Annotated in this window: 17 protein-coding genes; 11 read left to right on the top strand and 6 right to left on the bottom strand. The window is 61.2% G+C overall.

The window, feature by feature from the left end; all coding sequences use genetic code 11:
* Positions 1-770: 770 nt before the first annotated feature.
* The 3 genes from OSJ75_RS10515 to OSJ75_RS10505 all read right to left on the bottom strand — a co-directional run bounded on the left by OSJ75_RS10515 (position 771) and on the right by OSJ75_RS10505 (position 3404).
* Complete coding sequence (locus OSJ75_RS10515; protein ID WP_267227933.1) at positions 771-1037, bottom strand: aldehyde dehydrogenase family protein; 267 nt, start codon at positions 1035-1037, stop codon at positions 771-773.
* A 65-nt stretch (positions 1038-1102) separates the two neighbouring features.
* A complete protein-coding gene (locus tag OSJ75_RS10510) occupies positions 1103-2182 on the bottom strand; it encodes an MBL fold metallo-hydrolase (RefSeq protein ID WP_267227932.1) in 1080 nt (359 codons plus the stop codon).
* Positions 2183-2225: 43 nt separating this feature from the next.
* Positions 2226-3404: an NAD(P)-dependent alcohol dehydrogenase gene (locus OSJ75_RS10505; protein ID WP_267227931.1), complete on the bottom strand. Its 1179-nt coding sequence runs from the start codon at positions 3402-3404 to the stop codon at positions 2226-2228.
* Positions 3405-3520: 116 nt separating this feature from the next.
* On the opposite strand from OSJ75_RS10505, the gene OSJ75_RS10500 reads away from it, so the two are divergent.
* The gene (locus tag OSJ75_RS10500; RefSeq protein ID WP_267227929.1) at positions 3521-4420 is read left to right on the top strand and encodes a LysR family transcriptional regulator; all 900 of its coding nucleotides are present in this window, start codon (positions 3521-3523) and stop codon (positions 4418-4420) included.
* A gap of 192 nt (positions 4421-4612) precedes the next feature.
* Here the strand turns inward: OSJ75_RS10500 and OSJ75_RS10495 are convergent, their stop codons facing one another.
* The 3 genes from OSJ75_RS10495 to OSJ75_RS10485 all read right to left on the bottom strand — a co-directional run bounded on the left by OSJ75_RS10495 (position 4613) and on the right by OSJ75_RS10485 (position 7125).
* Positions 4613-5350, bottom strand: a complete 738-nt coding sequence (locus tag OSJ75_RS10495) for an SDR family NAD(P)-dependent oxidoreductase (RefSeq protein ID WP_267227928.1) — start codon at positions 5348-5350, stop codon at positions 4613-4615.
* A gap of 96 nt (positions 5351-5446) precedes the next feature.
* Positions 5447-6400, bottom strand: coding sequence for a zinc-binding dehydrogenase (locus tag OSJ75_RS10490; RefSeq protein ID WP_267227926.1), 954 nt, complete (start codon positions 6398-6400; stop codon positions 5447-5449).
* A 68-nt stretch (positions 6401-6468) separates the two neighbouring features.
* Positions 6469-7125 carry an NADPH-dependent F420 reductase gene (locus tag OSJ75_RS10485; RefSeq protein WP_416362544.1) on the bottom strand — a complete coding sequence of 219 codons (657 nt, stop codon included), beginning with the start codon at positions 7123-7125 and terminating at the stop codon, positions 6469-6471.
* A gap of 131 nt (positions 7126-7256) precedes the next feature.
* On the opposite strand from OSJ75_RS10485, the gene OSJ75_RS10480 reads away from it, so the two are divergent.
* From OSJ75_RS10480 to OSJ75_RS10435, 10 genes are all read left to right on the top strand, one after another.
* On the top strand, positions 7257-8186 hold the full coding sequence (locus OSJ75_RS10480; RefSeq protein WP_267227924.1) for a LysR family transcriptional regulator: 930 nt from the start codon (positions 7257-7259) through the stop codon (positions 8184-8186).
* Between the two features lie 173 nt (positions 8187-8359).
* Positions 8360-9124, top strand: coding sequence for a 3-oxoacyl-ACP reductase family protein (locus tag OSJ75_RS10475; RefSeq protein ID WP_267227923.1), 765 nt, complete (start codon positions 8360-8362; stop codon positions 9122-9124).
* A 181-nt stretch (positions 9125-9305) separates the two neighbouring features.
* Positions 9306-10493 carry an MFS transporter gene (locus OSJ75_RS10470; protein WP_267227922.1) on the top strand — a complete coding sequence of 396 codons (1188 nt, stop codon included), beginning with the start codon at positions 9306-9308 and terminating at the stop codon, positions 10491-10493.
* 306 nt (positions 10494-10799) lie between these two features.
* On the top strand, positions 10800-11660 hold the full coding sequence (locus OSJ75_RS10465) for a pirin family protein (RefSeq protein WP_267227921.1): 861 nt from the start codon (positions 10800-10802) through the stop codon (positions 11658-11660).
* Between the two features lie 53 nt (positions 11661-11713).
* The gene (locus OSJ75_RS10460) at positions 11714-11992 is read left to right on the top strand and encodes a hypothetical protein (protein ID WP_267227920.1); all 279 of its coding nucleotides are present in this window, start codon (positions 11714-11716) and stop codon (positions 11990-11992) included.
* Entirely contained in the window at positions 11989-12945 is a 957-nt protein-coding gene (locus OSJ75_RS10455) for a LysR family transcriptional regulator (RefSeq protein ID WP_267227919.1), read from the top strand. Before OSJ75_RS10460 ends, OSJ75_RS10455 begins: the two co-directional genes overlap by 4 nt.
* A gap of 140 nt (positions 12946-13085) precedes the next feature.
* Entirely contained in the window at positions 13086-14189 is a 1104-nt protein-coding gene (locus tag OSJ75_RS10450; RefSeq protein WP_267227918.1) for a Gfo/Idh/MocA family protein, read from the top strand.
* 67 nt (positions 14190-14256) lie between these two features.
* The gene (locus tag OSJ75_RS10445) at positions 14257-15273 is read left to right on the top strand and encodes an aldo/keto reductase (protein ID WP_267227917.1); all 1017 of its coding nucleotides are present in this window, start codon (positions 14257-14259) and stop codon (positions 15271-15273) included.
* A gap of 146 nt (positions 15274-15419) precedes the next feature.
* Positions 15420-16142 (top strand): alpha/beta fold hydrolase, encoded by a 723-nt coding sequence (locus OSJ75_RS10440; protein ID WP_267227916.1) that lies wholly within the window; start codon positions 15420-15422, stop codon positions 16140-16142.
* A 163-nt stretch (positions 16143-16305) separates the two neighbouring features.
* Positions 16306-17448 carry a Gfo/Idh/MocA family protein gene (locus tag OSJ75_RS10435; protein WP_267227915.1) on the top strand — a complete coding sequence of 381 codons (1143 nt, stop codon included), beginning with the start codon at positions 16306-16308 and terminating at the stop codon, positions 17446-17448.
* Positions 17449-17632: the final 184 nt, after the last annotated feature.

Here is a 17632-nt window from a genome sequence, read left to right as displayed (position 1 = left end):
CGGCCGAGAGAGTTTGACGAAGAAAAGGTGCTGGAGCTTGCCGTGGAGCAGCTCTGGGACGAGGATTCGAAACGACGTCGATCCGGAATCTCGCTCAGGCTATGGGGTTGACGACCGCCAGCGGCGTTGTCACGTTGTTTAAATTAGAGTGCGGCAGACCGGTATTCGGGCTCTCAGGTGGGTTGATGAGCCACAGCACTCCATTCGGCCAAGGCCATTCGGCGATGGATGAGGATTTGTGAAGCGGATAGATTTGCGCGGGTTGGGATGTCTGGTTCATCTGCAACAACTACCGCACAGCGGTTGACGGAGAATCAACGTGACACACCCCGGAAAGTTCTCCGGTCCGAGTCACAGAAGCGATATCGAGATCACCCATTGCCACGGTGTAGCGCACTTCCAGCGGCGAAATTTCTGTGAGCGAAATGCTGATACTCGGGAATTGCGGTTGAAACTGCCGCATCCTGAGGGACAATACCGGCGCGTATTTTCACAGGGCATTTAGCAGCTGCGAGATCCGCGTCTCAGCGGTGCGACGTGCGGGCCTGGTGTCGAGTGCTAAGCTCCGAGGGGGTCCTTCACGACCCACTGGCCATCGCTCTCAGCGTTTCCTCGCAACCAGGGATTGGGCCCCCGCGCGAATGGATAGCGGCCGTGTCAGCGCTCGCCATCGCGCGACGGGTGTCAAATATCACTTCCTATACGAGCAGCCGCGAGCCCGTCATGCAGAACTGGCCTTCGAATACCGTCAGCGCCTTTTCCAGAACAGGCTACATGTCGGCGTCGTCGAACACGATCATTGGCGCTTTTCCCCCTAATTCAAGTCCGAAGCGTTTCATTCGGCGCGCCCCGACCGACTGATCCCAACGCCGGTCTTCGTGCTTCCCGTGAAGCTGATCGTCGGCACATTGGCGCTTTCGACAAGGAGCGCGGGCAGCCGCGCCGCCATCATCCGGATATTCGCCGATGCGTTCGTAGGTCGCCGAATTGATCGAGATGCCAAGGCTCGCCGACGAAACGAACGCGCCATTGATCAATTCTTGGCCGAATAAGTCGTCATCTGAAAGTCCTTAGCTTCAGCGGGCACAGACCGCGTCGGGGATCAGGTCAGAAAAGGCGGAGCGTTTTCGCCGCGCCGGCGATAGTTGGGACGCGGGCGTTCAAGACGGATCGATTCGAGCACAGTGTAGGCGTGATACTTGGTCTGTGTAGTCACGCCGGCGAGCCGCTCCGACCAAAGCTGGCCGTTGCTGCTGCGCTTTTCGAGTACATATTTGGTGGCGTAGTTCGCCATCGAGTTGATCCAGTTCTCGGTGCCGACGAACACTTTGTCCCAGCCGGCGCCGTCCAAGATGCTGATCAGGGCATCCGACCGCGAGAACCGGTCGACGGCCGCTTGCGCGCCATCAAGGACGTCGGCGAAATATTCAATCGACGCCTTGACCGTCTCAGGCGTGCCGTACTTCATGTGGTGACCGGCCACGAGGAAGTCGAAGTCGAACTCGAGGAGCTGTTCCTGGGCCTGATACCAGCCGGTTATGTTCTGCGAAGCGTCGCAGTGCATGAAGGTGGCGCTGCCGGGGCTGATGATGTCAATGACGGTCAGCACCTTCTGCGCCGGCGCGTAGATGAAGATGTTCCCGGGGCAGTGGTTCTCACCCTTGTACGACAGCTCCAACGTCACGCCGCCGACCGTCAGCGTATGTTCCTTGTCAAAGGTGAGGGTCGGGATCGGACGGTTCGGATCGGGAAACCTCTCGAGCAGTTCCTTGGTGATCTCGTGAGCGACGATCTCGACGTTCGGCCCGAACACGGAGGCAGCGCCGATATGATCGGTATGCCAGTGGCTGTAGATGACATGTGTCACGGGCTTGTCGGTGACATCCTCGATCGCTGCGAGCATGTTCTCGCCGATCGTCGGCGGGGCATCGATCGCGATCACTCCGTCGTCCGTCACCACGAACGCCGCATCATAGCCACCGCTGGTAACCCAGTAGAAGCCGCCACGCAGCTCCTCGACATGGTAGCCCAGCTTCTGGAAGCGCTCACTAGTGAAATAGGATGGATAGTAGTTCGGGGGATCGGCCGGATGCTCACCCGCTTCGGGAAAGCCGTAATTGTCGATCGCGAAGAATGTCGGTGTATCGCTGGCATTGATGGCTTTCTGATGATTGTTGCACATGATCCGCTTCCTTTGCTGATGAATTGGGAGTCGCGCGGAACGCTCAGGCGTCCGTGGCGCCGAACCGGAGGACCGCCTTGATGACGCGACCGGCGGCGACGTCTTCGAACGCCTGGTTGATGTCCGCGAAGTCGTAGAAGGTGATCAGGCGGTCGAACGGAAACCGACCCGTGCGGTAGAGGCCGATCAGTTCAGGGATCATCAGGGCCGACACGGCATCGCCTTGAATGATACCCTGGAGCGTCTGCCCGACTGTCAGACGCGATGCGTCCACCATCGCGCCCGAATGGGCGTTGAAGGCGACGAAGCCGAAATGTCCCATCGGCGCGAGGGCACCAACCCCCGCATCGAGATTGGCGGCACGCCCGCTGGTGTCCAGGACGAACTCGACGCCCCTCGGCTCGATCTTCCGGATCGCCGCGGATACGTCCGCCTGGCCGACCGCGTTGACGACGTGGGTCGCGCCAAGCTCCCTGGCGAACTCCAGCCGTTCTGCATTGACGTCGATGGCAATCACCGTGGCCGCGTCGGCGACCTTGGCGGCCATGATCGCGGCGAGACCGACCGCGCCCACGCCGAAGACGGCGACCGTGGCACCGACCGGCACTTTCATCGCCTTCAGGATTGCACCGGCGCCGGTCTGGAAGACGCAGCCGAGCGGCCCTAGAATCTCCAGCGGAATGTCGCTGGGCACCTTGATGGTGTTGCGCTGATGCGCAAGCGCATAGGTCGCGAACGAGGATTGGCCGAAGAAATGGGCATGCAGGTCGTCCGCGCCGTTCCGCTCGACACCGATGGAGCCATCCAACCGCGCACCCGCAAAGTTGGCTTCCCACACTTTCTCGCAATACGCGGCGTGAGACGACAGGCAGGGTTTGCACTGTCCGCACGAGTGGTAGGAAAGTACGACATGGTCGCCAGGCTTGATGTGGCCGACCGATACTCCAGTACGCTCGACGATGCCCGCGCCCTCGTGGCCGAGGATTGCCGGTAGTGGCGTCGGCATCAGCTGTTGCCGGACATGGGCATCGGTCGCACAGATGCCAGTTGCGACCATGCGGACCAGCACCTCGTCCGGCCGGGGCGTTTCAAGTGTCACATCTTGCATCACGAAAGGTGCATCCTTTCGCTCGATCACGGCAGCGCGAGCACGCGTGATCGCGCTCTGACCATGCGGATCGCGGGGAATGTCCGCTGCTTCAGAGTTTCGCGATTTTGTCATCGGTGGCCTCCAGGGAGTTCGATTGCGAGGCGGTTGGTGTTTCCGCTGCCCTTTCCTCGAAAATACCGATCCTGTAGTGTTGCAGTAGCCACCAAGGCAGAAACGAGGAGTTGCTAATGCCGGAACCCGAGCCCGTTGACTTGTTGGACGTGATCGCATTCATCCGAGTGGTGGAAACCGGAAGCATTGCAAATGCTGCCGCGCGCCTCGGCATCGTCAAATCTATCGTGAGCCGGCGCGTCAGCCGGCTCGAGGCCGTTCTTGGTGCTCAGTTGCTGACCCGCACGCCGAGGGGCACGAGGTTGACCGATATTGGTCGCGAATATCATGCGCATGCGGCCGCAGGCCTATCGCAACTGGAATCGGCGCAAGAGGTCGTCAGCAAGTCGACCAGCGAGATTGCTGGCCAGCTGCGAATTCAGGTTCCGGCCGCCTTTGGCGAGTTTCTGCTGGCGCCGCTACTGGCGGAATTCGCGCTTCTCTATCCGCTTATCCAGTTCGATGTTCGCTTTACCGATCGTCAGGTGGACATGGTCGCCGAGGCGTATGATCTTGCGATCTGGCCCGGCGCCGTTCCGGACTCGATTCTCATCACCCGCAAGTTTGCCAAGATTCGCTGGGCAGTGGTTGCCAGCCCCGCCTATCTCGATGCGCGCGGACGCCCTACGATTCCCGCTGACCTGGCGGCGCACGACACCATTCTCTACGCGCTGGATCCCGGCCGTTGGCGCTTTCAGGGCCGCGACGGCTGGGAGCACGTGCGCATGAACTCCCGGTTCTGCACCGATAACGGGCAGATGCTCCTGGCCGCTGCGCGCGCAGGTCTGGGGGTTGTACTTGTTCCAATGTTCATGGTGGAAGGCCCTTTGGCGCGAGGCGAGCTCGAAGCGGTCCTGCCCGATTTCCTGCACGAAGGGGGTGATCTGCAGATATTCATGCCGCCTGCGCGCGCCGGTATCGCGCGTGTGCGGGCATTGGTGGATTTCCTCTACGAGAAGTTCGACCGAGAAATCTGAGTCGTTCGCCGGGTCAGCGCAATCTCCAGGCCGCCAGAACCAGCAGGGCACCACCAATCGCCATCGCGGCCGGTGCGGCAGTAACACCTCGGCCAGGGCTTGGCGGCTGCCAGCCATGAGTGGAGAGCTAGTAGAGTATCAAGTTAGCTCCCACTCTCCAATGTTACAAGTCACGGACCCGCTGGCGTGTGTTTAGGTCAGCGTGCCGCCATCAACGGTCAGGATGGTTCCGGTAATTTGTCGGGCCGCACCAGATGCGAGAAATGCTACCGCAGCCGCGATATCCTCCGGCTCGCCGTACCGGCCGAGCGGAATTAAGGCACGCTGGAAATCTCCGAACTCGCCCTCGGCCGGGTTCATTTCCGTGTTGGTTGATCCCGGCTGAATGAGGTTGACAGTGATGTCGCGAGGGCCAAGTTCTCGCGCCAGACCGCGGGTAAATGATTGAAGTGCCGATTTGGTCATTGAATAAACCGTCGACGGTCCGACAATGCGTTCTGCGCCTGCGGAGCCGATTGTGACGATCCGGCCACCTTTGCCAAGATACGGCATCGCGGCTTGCGCTGCCAGGATCGGGGAACGAGCGTTGACGGCAAAAAGGGCGTCGATCTCGGCGACGGTGAAATCCGCCACATCCTTGTAGATCGCGATAGCTGCATTGTTCACCAATATGTCGAGGCCGCCCAATGCCTGCGCTGCTTGATCAACCGACCGCTTGACCGCCTCGGGGTCCTTGCTATCAGCCTGGATAGCTAACGCCTTGCGCCCTTTGCCTTCGATCGTTGCGACAACTTGCGCTGCCCGATCAGCGGCGCGTTCGTACGTGATCGCAACGTCGGCGCCTTTTTCGGCCAGAGCGACCGCGATTGCGGCCCCAATGCCGCGGGACGCGCCAGTCACAAGCGCACGTTTACCTGCTAATTCACTCATCGATTGTTCCTTTCGTTATCGACAGGGGAAATGTTTCGCCCGGCCGCCTTGCGGCGGGCGTCCGTGCGGCCTGCCGCCGTACGACTATTTTCCGGGTTACGCGATCAGGACCGGCAGACCGCTCAAGCGGCGGTTGTCCATGTCGTCATGCGCTCGGGCTATCTCATCGAACGGATAGCGTGTGGTTTCGAGATCACTGAAAATTCCTGTGCGCAGCGCATCCCATAGCTGAGAAGTTGCGATCTCGACTGCCGGTCCCCGGACGTATTGCGGGGAACCACCGCTGCGGACAGCTACCCCCCGCCGCACAAGATCGGGCGCCGGCGCTGGCTGACCAGACGCGGCTCCAACAGCGGCAATCACGCCACCATCACGGATGCTTGACACGCCTAGCGCGAAGGTCGCCCGGCCGACCAAATCATAGACGACGTCGACACCGTCAGGGGCGATCGCGCGGATCTTGGCGGCGATGTCCGGCTCGCCAGCGTGGAAGGCATGGGTGGCACCGGGCGCGACCTTGTCGAACTTGTCCGGCGATCCGGCGACGCCGATCACGGTTGCGCCCAGCGACTTGGCCCAGCGAGACAGGATTGCTCCAACGCTTCCCGATGCCCCAAGTACCAGCACCGTGTCGGCGGATTTGAGATCGTAGAGACCACGCATCCCCATCCAGGCCGTCCCACCCTTCGCCAGGAAGGTCGCCGCAGTCTCGTTCGAGATATCGGCGGGCAGGCGGATGAGCGGCGCGGTCGGAATGATCCTCTCGGTGGCATATGCACCTTCCGAAAAGAAGTAAGCCACTCGGTCGCCGACCGACAGCCCCTCGACGCCGGATCCGACCTCGGTGATCGTCCCGGCTGCTTCGAAACCGGGAACTGCCGGCAACGCCATCGGATACTGGCCTTTTCGTATCATCGTATCGACAAAGTTGAGGCCGATCGTGTCCTGAATGAGCCTGACCTCGCCGGCTCGTGGCGCGCGCAGGTCTTTCTCGATGATTTGCAGGACGGAGGGGCCGCCGGTTGACTGCATTTGAATGAATTTTGACACGATATCGTCTCCGGGTTTCAGATGGCTTGCGGCGCTTCCGATTGCAGACGGATGGAGCGCAGCGATGTTCAGTCGAACTTGACGAGGTTGAGAGCGGGCAGCGGGCCGCCCGGGAACTGAACCAACTGGCTGCCGACCGCAAGCGCGCCGAGATCGATCCCGAAGAAGCCGATGCGATCAATGATGGCGGCGACCTCTGCCTTCGCCCTCATATCGTTGCCCGAATAAAACAGGACGCGCCTGCCGCCTTCCGAGTGGGGGTCGCCCGACAGTTGCTTTGGCGTCAGGTGGTTGAACGCCTTGACGACGCGCGCGCCTGGCACAAGGGCGGTGAAAATTTCCGTAGAGGTGCGGCCGCCAAGGTCCGCCGGCCTGTAAAGCGGCGCTTCGATAGAGTTGTTGGCGTCGATTACGATCCTGTCGTCGAAGTTCAAACCGGCGAGCGCGGCAGGTATCTTTGACCACGGGACTGCCACGAGAACGATGTCTTGCGCCGCGGCCTCTTGCAGGCTTCCAGCCCGGATTGTGCTGCCGAGCTTCGAAACAAGCGTCGTGAGGCTTTCCGGTCCACGGCTGTTTGCGACCACGGCTTCGATTCCTGCCTTGCCGAGCGCCGTGGCAAATGCGGCCCCTATATTGCCGGCTCCGATAATTCCAACGGTCATGATCCAGTCCTTTACGGTGCGGTGAGAATTGTATCCGCGACGGTCGGTTTTCCGCTGCATCCTTGGCCTGATGCGATTGGCGTTGCAGAAAACCGGCGCTGCTGTTGACTGGAATATGGCTGGCAAATACACGTAACATAAGTCATAGATGAATTGTTTTAGTTTCAATCAATGTTTGAAGGTTGCTTATTATGGAGACACTGGCAAACCTGGAAGCGTTCGTTCGAAGCGCGGAAGCGAGCAGCTTTTCCGGGGCAGCTCGGCGTCTCTCGATTACACCGGCCGCAGTCAGCCGGAACGTTGCGATGCTGGAACGGAACCTTGGCATACGGCTGTTTCACCGCTCGACGCGGAAGTTGACCTTGACCGAGGCGGGGGAGTCCTTTCTGGCAAGCATCGGCGACAGCCTGAACCACCTTCAGGGGGCAATCGACGGGGCATCACAAACGAAGGGTGAGCCTGTCGGCGTTCTGAAGCTCAGCATGAGTTTAACGTTCGCTATGGGATACGTTCTTCCCGCACTGCCCGACTTTCTGGCCCGTTATCCGGGCATCAGACCTGACTGGCATTTCGACAGCCGCAAGGTCGATCTTATCGCCGAGGGTTTTGACGCCGCGATCGGCGGTGGTTTCGAACTCAATCCGGGCATCGTTTCCACGACGCTCGCACCGGTTCACGTTATCGCGGTCGCATCGCCTGGTTATTTCGCTGGACGGCGCCGGCCGACTAGCCCCGCCGATCTGGCCGATCATGCCGGAATACTGATGCGGTCCTCGAATTCGGGCCGGATTAGGCAATGGATGATGCGCGACGCCCAAGGGCGCGAAGAGCGCGCGCTGCTCAACGAAACGATCGTGATGAGCGACGCCGCGCCCATGGCGCAGGCGGCGATCGCGGGGTTGGGCATAGCATTGTTGGCCGTACCCGATGTGCTGCAGCATATGGAAAGTGGTGCGCTCGAACGTATCGTTCCGAAGTGGTATGCCGATGCCGGATCTATCTCGCTCTACTATTCAGCCCGCGTGCTCCAACCGCTGAAAACCCGCGCTTTCATTGACTTCTACACTGAATATTTCCGTAGTGAGCGTCTTAGCGCCCGATTTGCGGGCAGCCTCAGATAGCGTCCACGCGTCCTTGTCATACTCTCCGAAAAAACGTGGCCCCTAGGCCGCATCAAGTCTTCCATTATCAACAGATGCTTGAATATGATCCAAATGATATGCCGCTAATATTCTAGGAAAAAATGCACGAATATCATTCCACCGAAACACTCGGCACGTAAATGGAGTGAGAAATGACTGAAGTGAGCGCTTCTCGGAACCTTCCACTGAGCGGCAAGACCGCACTCGTTACCGGTGGATCGCGATCAATCGGCGCATCAATCGCCCAGCGTCTCGCAGCGGATGGTGCTCAGGTGGCCTTCACCTATCGCGGATCGCCTGCGAAGGCTGAGGAAGTTGCTGTCGCCATCGAAAGAATGGGCGCGCGCGCGCTGGCCATCGCCGCTGATGCCGCTAATCCGGATGCAGTACGCGCTGCTGTCGCCGCGACAGTCGATAAGTTCGGCGGCCTCGACATTCTGGTGAACAATGCCGGTATTGCCTTCGCGGGTTCGATCGACGAAATCGCATTTGATGACTATCAGGCAATGCTCGCAGTCAACGTAACAGGCGTTTTTGTTGCCACGCAGGAAGCCGTTCGCCATATGAAGGATGGCGGCCGGATCATACAGATCGGCAGTTCAATCACGAAATATGCCGGGGTTCCTGGGCTGTCAGCATACGGCCTCACCAAGGGGGCAGTCGCCGGCTTCAACCGGAGCTTGGCTCATGACCTCGGTCCACGCGGCATCACAGTCAACACAGTTCATCCGGGCCCAACCGACACTGACATGAACCCTGCCGATGGCGAGTTTGCCGCTATGCAAATCTCGCGCATCGCAGCGGGCCGCTATGGAAAGCCCCAGGAAATTGCGAGCGTTGTCGCATTCCTTGCAAGTCCAGAAGCCTCCTTTGTAACGGGTGCCGACATTCGGGCTGATGGTGGTTTCACATCCTGAAATATGCCGGAGCGAAATCCAGAATTCGCTTCGACGCCCCCATCAATTTCAACGCCTCACCAACCAGTCAATGGCTCAACGCGGCTTTGATGGATACGGTTGCAATGCGCCGTCGGGTGGATCACGGCGCCGCGCCGCGGCTCACGCTGAGGCAGGTCTACCTCTATCCGGAGAAAATCCCTTGTCTGAGATAGCGAATTCAACAGAGCGCGATGGTGTCCCTGGAGCGCCACCCGCTTCGTGGCTAGCCGTATTATCGCTGGCGTTTGGAGCATTTGGGCTGGTGACTGCGGAATTTTTGCCGATCAGTCTGCTTACGCCGATAGCGACTGAACTGGGCGTCTCCAAGGGCGTGGTGGGCCAGGCTATCACGGCCACAGCCGCAGTGGCTGCGATCGCCGGGCCATCTCTTGTTTTAATGTCAGGCAAGCTAGACCGCCAAAAGCTTGTCTTTGGCTTGACAGCGATCCTCATCATCTCCAACGTCCTCGCGGCCTATGCATCAAGCATCTTAATACTCATCGCGGCTCGCGCGATGCTGGGTTTCGCTCTTGGAAGTTTCTGGGCCATGATGGCGGCGCTGGCTTTGCGTTTGGTTCCTGCCGACAAGGTGCCGCGGGCCATTTCGATCATCATCATGGGTATCTCCCTCGCCACAGTCTTTGCTACACCGCTGGGCACTTATCTTGGTGGCCTATGGGGGTGGCGCGCCACTTTTCTCGCCGCCTCCGGCATTGGCTTGGCTGCGCTGGCGATCCAGATACTAACCCTTCCTAAGCTGCCACCCATGGCGGCACCCGGCCTGAACTCCTTCAAAGCGGCGCTGTCGCGTCGTTCGGTGGCCATCGGTTTTGGAACGGCATTCCTCGTCGTGTCAGGGCACTTCGCCGGGTTCACCTTCATCCGCCCCTTTTTGGAGGAGATCACGCGCCTCGACATTTCGACTGTCTCGCTCGCTCTCCTGGTCTTCGGCCTTGGCGGCTTCCTGGGAAATATCGCCGGCGGGGTGATCGCCGAGCGCAATCCCGCCTGGGCCGTCGCCTTGTTCTCACTCCTGATAGCCAGTGCTGCATTTGCGCTCAGCCTTTTCGGCACCGTCGCGGGAGTTGCATTCGTGGCGACCGCTCTGTGGGGGGTTGCCTTCGGTGGTTTCCCCGTTGCGATCTCGATCTGGAATGCACGTGCAGCGCCTGATCATGCCGAAAGTGCCGGTGCGCTTCTGGCGTCGATTTTCCAGGTCGCGATAGCGACAGGCGCGGCAATTGGCGGTCTCATCATCGAGGGCTTCGGCTCGACTGGCACAATCCTTTATACGGCTTCGGCGACCCTTACTGGCGCGATGGTCATCCTCGGGCTCAAGAGGCAGTAAGCGGAGAGGGTCGACTGGCAGATAGATATTATACAGCTCTCCAAAGCGCGAGCGCGGAATCAGGCCGCCTTCCTTCGGCGACCTGTAACAATATGTTTCGATCATCTGAGGACTCTGAACTCAGTCCATCTCCCTGGTCGATCGGTTGCACTTCTTCACGCACCTTTGGGTTCCTCGTTGCGCAACACTGGGTTCTCGAACCCCCATCTTGATCGAGGCCGGTCCGATCCGAGATGATTGGCGATGATGCCGAGGTGGCGCCGAAAGCGGCGAACTCGGCCCCGAGTTACGAAAAGGACCAGAATTATGCTGCAGAGATCGATTGACCGCGTCACAAGCATACCTCCACTCGGCCCGGGCTTCGACGGCGAGCGGCACAAGGCCGCATTGGTGATCGCGCCCGGCGACCTTGCCTCGACCGATCCGTTCTTCCTGATGGCCGACGACAACATCACACTGGAGGGACGTTTCGGCGATGCACATCCCCATGCCGGCCTCGAAACCGTGACCTTCATGCTCAAAGGCACGATGGAGGATACCGGAGGCCGGCTGGAGGAAGGCGATGTGGAGTGGATGACGGCGGGCAGCGGCATCGTCCACTCGGAGAATGCGACGGTCTCGACGGGGATGCGTCTGTTCCAGCTCTGGCTGATCCTGCCGGAAGAGCAGCGCAACATGCGCCCCCGGGTGCAGGTCCTGCGCCGTGCCGATATGCCGGTGCACGCTGAGCCAGGGGTCACGGCGATAGTCTACAGCGGTCAGCTGGAGGATGCGGCAGCGCCGACCTTGAACGCGGTGCCTGTCACCTTGATCGACGTTCATATGGAAGCAGGAGCCGCCTTCGCCCCGCAATTGCCGGCCTCCTACAACGCCTTCGTCGTCTTGATCGATGGCGAGGTGGAGGCTGGCGTCACCAGCGAGCAGCTGGTCACAGGCTCGGTGGGCTGGACCGCGCCGGTGGGCGGTGGTACGAGCTCGCTCACGATGCGCGCACGCGATCGCGGCGCGCGGGTGCTGCTTTACGCCGGGCAGCCACAGGGCATCGAGGTGGTAGCGCAAGGACCGTTCATTGCGGGATCGGCGAGTGAACTCGCCGGCTACTATGCCGCTTACCGTCAGGGAAAATTCCCTCATGCCGGCACGATGCGGCCGGTCGCCCACCCGTAGGAACGTTTTGTCGCGCCGCGATTGTCGTGCGGCACCCTCCAAGGAAAAGGGTTATGGTCAGAAAAGTCGAAATGCAGTCGATCGGCACTCCCGCCGTTCTCAAGATCGTCGAGACGGACGTCGGATCACCCGGGGCGGGTCAGGTGCGACTGGTCCAGGATGCGATCGGCATCAACTATGTCGACGTGATGGTGCGCACCGGGCTCTTCCCGATGCGCCTGCCCGCCACGCTGGAATTCGAGGCGGCAGCGGGCGGGCCTTCCTGTCCTGATCGACTGATGGGCAGCCCCATGCCTGTCACTGATGGCACGTGCGACTATACATCCACATGATGCATTTACACGGCATTGACCTCAACCTGCTTGTGGCGCTCGACGCATTGATCGCCGAGCGGAACGTCACGCGTGCCGGCCAGCGTATCGGACGCACGCAACCGGCGATGAGCGCCGCCCTCAATCGTCTGAGAGGATTGTTGCGGGACGAATTGTTCGTCAGGGGACCCCACGGACTTCAACCCACGCCACGCGCGCTGGAACTGGCGGAGCCGATCTCCCTGGCACTGCGCAACATTCAGCAAACGCTGGAATTCACGCAAGAGTTCGATCCATCTGCTGCGGCGATGACATTCTCGCTGGGGCTCTCGGGCCATACCGAAAGCGTGGTTCTTCCGCCTCTGATCCGGATCCTCGCCGACCGGGCGCCGTCCGTTGACCTTCGGGTTCGCGACTATGGCAGCCGGGACGAGGCCACTCGCTTGCTGGACGCCAGCGAGGTTGACATGGCGGTCGGACTTCCACCGGTCGAGACCGGCCGAATCCTGAGCGCCCGTTTGTTTCAGGATCGCTTCGTGTGCATCCTGCGCAGGGACCATCCTGCGGCGAACCAGCCGCTCGATATGGAAGGGTTCCTGTCGCTGCCGCACATCCTCGTCTCACCGGAGAACGAAGGGCTGGACGTGGCCGACGCCGCGCTCGCCACCAAAGGCCTGAAGCGCAGGGTCGCAGTCACGGTTCAGCATATGGCGAGCGCGCCGGAACTGGTCGCCACTTCCGACATGGTGGCAACGGTTCTCGAGAGCGTCGTCAGGCGATCGGGTTGTTCGGAGCAACTCACGGTGCGGGACTTTCCGCTGCGGCTGAACCCCGTGCCGTTCGTCCTAAACTGGCATCGCCGCAATGACGCGCATCCGGCGCAGCGCTGGCTCCGCAACTGCCTTTCCGGCGCCTTCCCGCACGTGTGGCAAGGCTCTGAACAGGTCTGCGCCGACCTCAGACAGCAATATTAGTGAGGCAGGTTCACGAATAGTCATCCATGCGAGGGATGATGATGCATATCAGATATCGATTTCAGGATATCGATCCCGCCCGTTTAGATGCCAGACGACAGCGCCAATGAGCGCTCGAAAATCAATGCTGGAGCATAATCATGACGGACAGGAAGTTTCGTGTCGGGATCATCGGCGCGGATACGCAGGCGAGCTGGGCTGGCGCATCACACGTCCCCGCGCTTGCGGCGCAGCCATCGCTGGTGCTGGCAGGCGTGGCGACACGCCGGGAAGATAGCGCGAGGGCTGCGGCCGAGGCGTTCGGCGCCAAGCGCTGGTATGGGGATCCCTATGAACTCATCCGCGACGAAAGCATCGACGTCGTAACCGTCGCCGTGAAGGTTCCGGCGCACCATGACCTGGTAATGGCGGCGTTGAAAGCGGGCAAGGCGGTTTATTCAGAATCACCGCTCGGAGCGACCTTGGCGGAAACTGAGGCGATGGCGGCTGCGTCCAAGTCGCTTCACACCGCGATCGGATTGCAGGGTCGCCACAATCCGGCTGTGCGCCGCGCCGCGGAGCTGGTCGCGTCCGGCAAGCTTGGACGCTTGCTGTCGGCCCGCGTCGACGCGACGACGTTCGGCTACGGACCTCAGACGACGAGCAATTACGACTATTTCAACAAGGCCGCGTCGGGCGCGAGTTTCATGACGATCACGAGCGCCCATGTTCTCGATGTAATCGAAGCGGTTCTTGGCAACATCACCGAGGTCGACGCCCGCGTCGCGCTCCTCTGGCCGGAGATCGAGGTCGTCGATACCGGGGATATCTCGGCCCGCGAGATCCCGGACCATCTTGACCTGATCGCCAAGACCATGAGCGGAGCGCCGGTATCGGTCCAGGTGCTCGCCGGCGTTCCGGCCGAAGACGCGGGCTTCACTTTCGAAATTCGTGGAACCGAGGGACGGCTGACCCTGACCGGCAATCACCTCGCCGGCGCACAGGTCGGCGATCTCAAGCTCACGGCGACCGTCGCGTTCACACCACCCGACACGCCGATCGCAACTGGTGTAGGCCCGACCGCCGCAGATTTTTGGGCCGGCGCCGCGATCAACGTCGGGGAAGTCTACGCCTCGCTCGCGCGCGACCTGATCGCGGGCACTTACAAGACGCCGGGGTTCGATCACGCGCTTCGCAACAGCCGCTTGGTTGCTGCGGTGGAGCGCGCCGCCCGGACAGGCGAGCGGCAGAGCGATCTCGGCTGAACTGATTTTCAAACGGGACCCGACGTCACGTTCTACGCGCCGGGCCGTCAAGACAAGGAGATGTAGTATGCAGATGCGCAAGCTTGGCAACAGTGGACTGTTCGTGTCCGAGCTCTGCTTCGGTGCGATGACCTTCGGGGGATCGGACGGTCTGTGGGGACAGGTCGGAAGACTGGGGCAGAACGATGCGGATGCGCTGATCGGCGCCGCGCTGGATGCGGGCGTCAACCTCTTCGATACGGCCAACATCTATGCGCATGGCCGGAGCGAGGAGATCCTGGGCCGATCGCTCAAAAATTTGGGCGTGGCGCGGGACGATGTGGTTGTCGCGACGAAGGTGGCGTCGCCCATGGGCGATGGACCGAACCGAGGCGGCGCGTCGCGGCTTCACATCCTGAGCGAGTGCCGCGCCAGTCTGCGCCGATTGGAGCTCGACCATATCGATCTCTACCAGATTCATGCCTTCGACCCGGCGACCCCGATGGAGGAAACGCTGGTGGCGCTCGACACCCTCGTTTGTACAGGCGATGTTCGCTACATCGGGCTGTCAAACTGGGCCGCCTGGCAGATCATGAAGGCCATCGGCATTACGCGCGCGAGAAATCTGGCGCCGATCACCTCGCTGCAGGCTTACTACACGCTCGTCGGCCGGGACGTGGAGCGCGAGATCCTGCCGCTCCTCGCCTCCGAGCAGGTGGGCCTGATGGTGTGGAGCCCGCTCGCCGGAGGCTATCTGACCGGAAAGTACGCCGACGGCGGAAATCCCGAAGGCGCACGGCAGACCGAACTCGACTTCCCCCCGATCGACCGCGTCCGGGGTGAGCCGCTGATCCGCGTCCTCAAGGACGTTGCCCACAAGCACGATCGCAGTCCCGCGCAGATCGCGATCGCATGGCTCCTCAAACAGCCAGTGGTGTCGACCGTCATAATCGGCGCCAAACGGGTCGAGCAGCTGCGCGAGAACGTTCACGCCACAGAGGTTCAGCTTGACCCGGACGACATGGCGCGTCTCGATTCCGTTAGCCGCCTGCCGGTCGAGTATCCGGGCTGGCTTCTGAATGCGCCGAGCAGTCGCGGCTCGTGATCCTTGCGGGTTACACGGCTGCCGTTCGCCTGGGTTCCTCAAACAGCAACCCCATGTTTCATGTCTGCCCGCTACTGCAACGCGGTCGAGGCGATTATCTTCCTGCCAACGCTCAACAACGGGCAACGCTCAACAAGGAGATATTCATGCCGGCAGTCCTGGTTCACGGTGTTCCTGACACTCATCGCCTTTGGGATCCCGTCCGCTCACATCTGGCACGCACCGATATCGTCGCACTCGATCTCCCGGGCTTTGGCTCGCCGCTGCCATCAGGCTTCGCCTCGACCAAGGAGGAGTATCTCGACTGGCTGATCAAGCAGGTCGAGCAGATCGGCGAACCCGTGGACTTGGTCGGCCACGACTGGGGCTGCCTGTTGACGGGGCGCCTCGCGTCTATCCGCCCCGATCTGGTGCGAACCTGGACCGGAATCAGCGGGCCCATCGATCCAGAATACCTATGGCACTATCTCGCCAAGATATGGCAGACGCCAGGTGAAGGCGAGCAATGGATGAAGGACCTCGACCTCGAGGAATTTGCGACGAAGCTAGTCGAGGCGCAGATGCCGCGAGATGCGGCGGATGAATCGGTTCGGCATCTCGATGCCACTATGCGGGCAAGCATTCTCGCACTTTACCGTTCCGCAATCGAGGTCGGCGCGGAGTGGAAGCCGGGTTTGAGCAGCATGACCGCGCCAGCGCTGGTGATCTGGGGCCTGGACGATCCGTTTTTACCGCACCGCTTCGCCGACGAGCTCGGCAATGCCACACGCGCACGCGCCGTCGTGAAGCTGCGCAGCTCACATTGGCCGATGATAGAGCGTCCTGCCGATGTCGCGCGCGAACTCGAGGCCCATTGGACTCACGTTTAATTACCTGCGTTTGCGTTACTTGGGCTCAAACCCACGCAGCCGCAACGCGAACGGCAATGATTGGTCACCCGCTATGCGCCCAAGCATTTGTCCGGAAAACGAAACCAAGGTGAAGCAGCACGGTGAGCATTGCCCGGGTTGCACCAGACAGGAGCACGCCTACATGACATATTCAGCAAACACCCGGATCGGCGTTGGCATCGTCGGCGCCAGTGCTGATCGAGGCTGGGGCGGAATTGCTCACGTCCCGGCGCTGCGGACGCTCGATGCGTTCCAGATCCGCGCTGTCAGCACGACTCGTATGGAGAGTGCGAACGCGACCGCTAGCCGAATAGGCGCCGATCTTGCCTTTGACACACACCAGGCGCTGGTCCTGCGGCCGGAAATCGACTTGGTGGTGGTTGCGGTTAAGGTGCCGGAGCACAAGCAGATCGTTTCCGACGCGCTCGCCGCGGGCAAGATGGTCTATTGCGAATGGCCGCTCGCGCGAAACCTGTCGGAAGCGGAAGCGCTGGAGGGGTTTGCCCGCGAACGGCGGCTGCGAACGGCTATTGGGTTGCAGGGCGGCCTCCACCCGCCGATCCGCTACCTTCGCGACCTCGTCCGGCAGGGCGTGATCGGCAGGCCGCTCAGTACGAGCATCCGAGCGCATTTGACCGACGCCATGTGGCTCGGCCGATATGACCCGCCGTTCGAGTACATGGCTCGCGCAGAGAATGGCGCCACGCTTCTAAGCATCATGCTCGGCCACGCGCTCCAACCGCTCGCACACGTACTCGGCGCATTTGAGAGCCTGTCCGCCGTCGTCGCCAATCAGCGAGGCGACGGTGTCCGCCTCTCGGATGGCACGTCCCTTTCGAAGGACGCGCCGGACGAGATTGTCGTCGCCGGCGTTCTCGAAGGCGGGATCGTCACTTCGCTGCACTACAGTGCCGGGCAATCCGCCGGCTCGGCAATGGTGTGGGAGATCCAAGGCGCCGAAGGCAGTCTGCGCGTCGAGACGGCATCGGGCTACATCCACTTCGGCGATGTGACTATCACTTTGCGCCGCGGCAGCGAGCCTGTCGAGCGGCTACAGGTCCCGCCCGCGTATGCGGCTCCCGACCTGCAGCTCGACGCACCCGCGGCTGGTGTCGCCCGCCTCTACGCCCAGTTCGCCGCCGACCTCCGCGATGGAACCGCCGATGCGCCGGACTTCGCGGTCGCGCTTGATCGTCACCGGGTGCTCGAGGCGATCACACAGGCCGCTGAAACAGGTCATCGCCAGCATCTGTCCCATCCCGACCTAGTCAATTCCATTCTCTGAAGACCCGGGGAGTTTCTTGACCATACCCGTGCACCTCATGCACGAAAAAGTTCAGTCAATAACGCGGCTGCGGCGAAGATCGTCATCTAGCTTTCCGTCGAAGCCCCCAGATACGTGTCAAATCTGGGCAAGTCAGAAAAAATGCGGCATATCGGTATTAGAAAACTACAACTCGGTGGCAAGA

The sequence above is a fragment of the Phyllobacterium sp. 0TCS1.6A genome, assembly GCF_026420825.1.
GTDB lineage: Bacteria > Pseudomonadota > Alphaproteobacteria > Rhizobiales > Rhizobiaceae > Phyllobacterium.
This window is presented reverse-complemented; position numbering and strand designations above follow the sequence as displayed.

Coding starts and splice junctions, on each gene's coding strand:
- OSJ75_RS10455 (WP_267227919.1), top strand. CDS start 11,989: ATGATGCATTTACACGGCATTGACCTCAACCTGCTTGTGGCGCTCGAC.
- OSJ75_RS10440 (WP_267227916.1), top strand. CDS start 15,420: ATGCCGGCAGTCCTGGTTCACGGTGTTCCTGACACTCATCGCCTTTGG.
- OSJ75_RS10465 (WP_267227921.1), top strand. CDS start 10,800: ATGCTGCAGAGATCGATTGACCGCGTCACAAGCATACCTCCACTCGGC.
- OSJ75_RS10450 (WP_267227918.1), top strand. CDS start 13,086: ATGACGGACAGGAAGTTTCGTGTCGGGATCATCGGCGCGGATACGCAG.
- OSJ75_RS10480 (WP_267227924.1), top strand. CDS start 7,257: ATGGAGACACTGGCAAACCTGGAAGCGTTCGTTCGAAGCGCGGAAGCG.
- OSJ75_RS10500 (WP_267227929.1), top strand. CDS start 3,521: ATGCCGGAACCCGAGCCCGTTGACTTGTTGGACGTGATCGCATTCATC.
- OSJ75_RS10460 (WP_267227920.1), top strand. CDS start 11,714: ATGGTCAGAAAAGTCGAAATGCAGTCGATCGGCACTCCCGCCGTTCTC.
- OSJ75_RS10475 (WP_267227923.1), top strand. CDS start 8,360: ATGACTGAAGTGAGCGCTTCTCGGAACCTTCCACTGAGCGGCAAGACC.
- OSJ75_RS10485 (WP_416362544.1), bottom strand. CDS start 7,125: ATGCAGCGGAAAACCGACCGTCGCGGATACAATTCTCACCGCACCGTA.
- OSJ75_RS10505 (WP_267227931.1), bottom strand. CDS start 3,404: ATGACAAAATCGCGAAACTCTGAAGCAGCGGACATTCCCCGCGATCCG.
- OSJ75_RS10435 (WP_267227915.1), top strand. CDS start 16,306: ATGACATATTCAGCAAACACCCGGATCGGCGTTGGCATCGTCGGCGCC.
- OSJ75_RS10495 (WP_267227928.1), bottom strand. CDS start 5,350: ATGAGTGAATTAGCAGGTAAACGTGCGCTTGTGACTGGCGCGTCCCGC.
- OSJ75_RS10445 (WP_267227917.1), top strand. CDS start 14,257: ATGCAGATGCGCAAGCTTGGCAACAGTGGACTGTTCGTGTCCGAGCTC.
- OSJ75_RS10510 (WP_267227932.1), bottom strand. CDS start 2,182: ATGTGCAACAATCATCAGAAAGCCATCAATGCCAGCGATACACCGACA.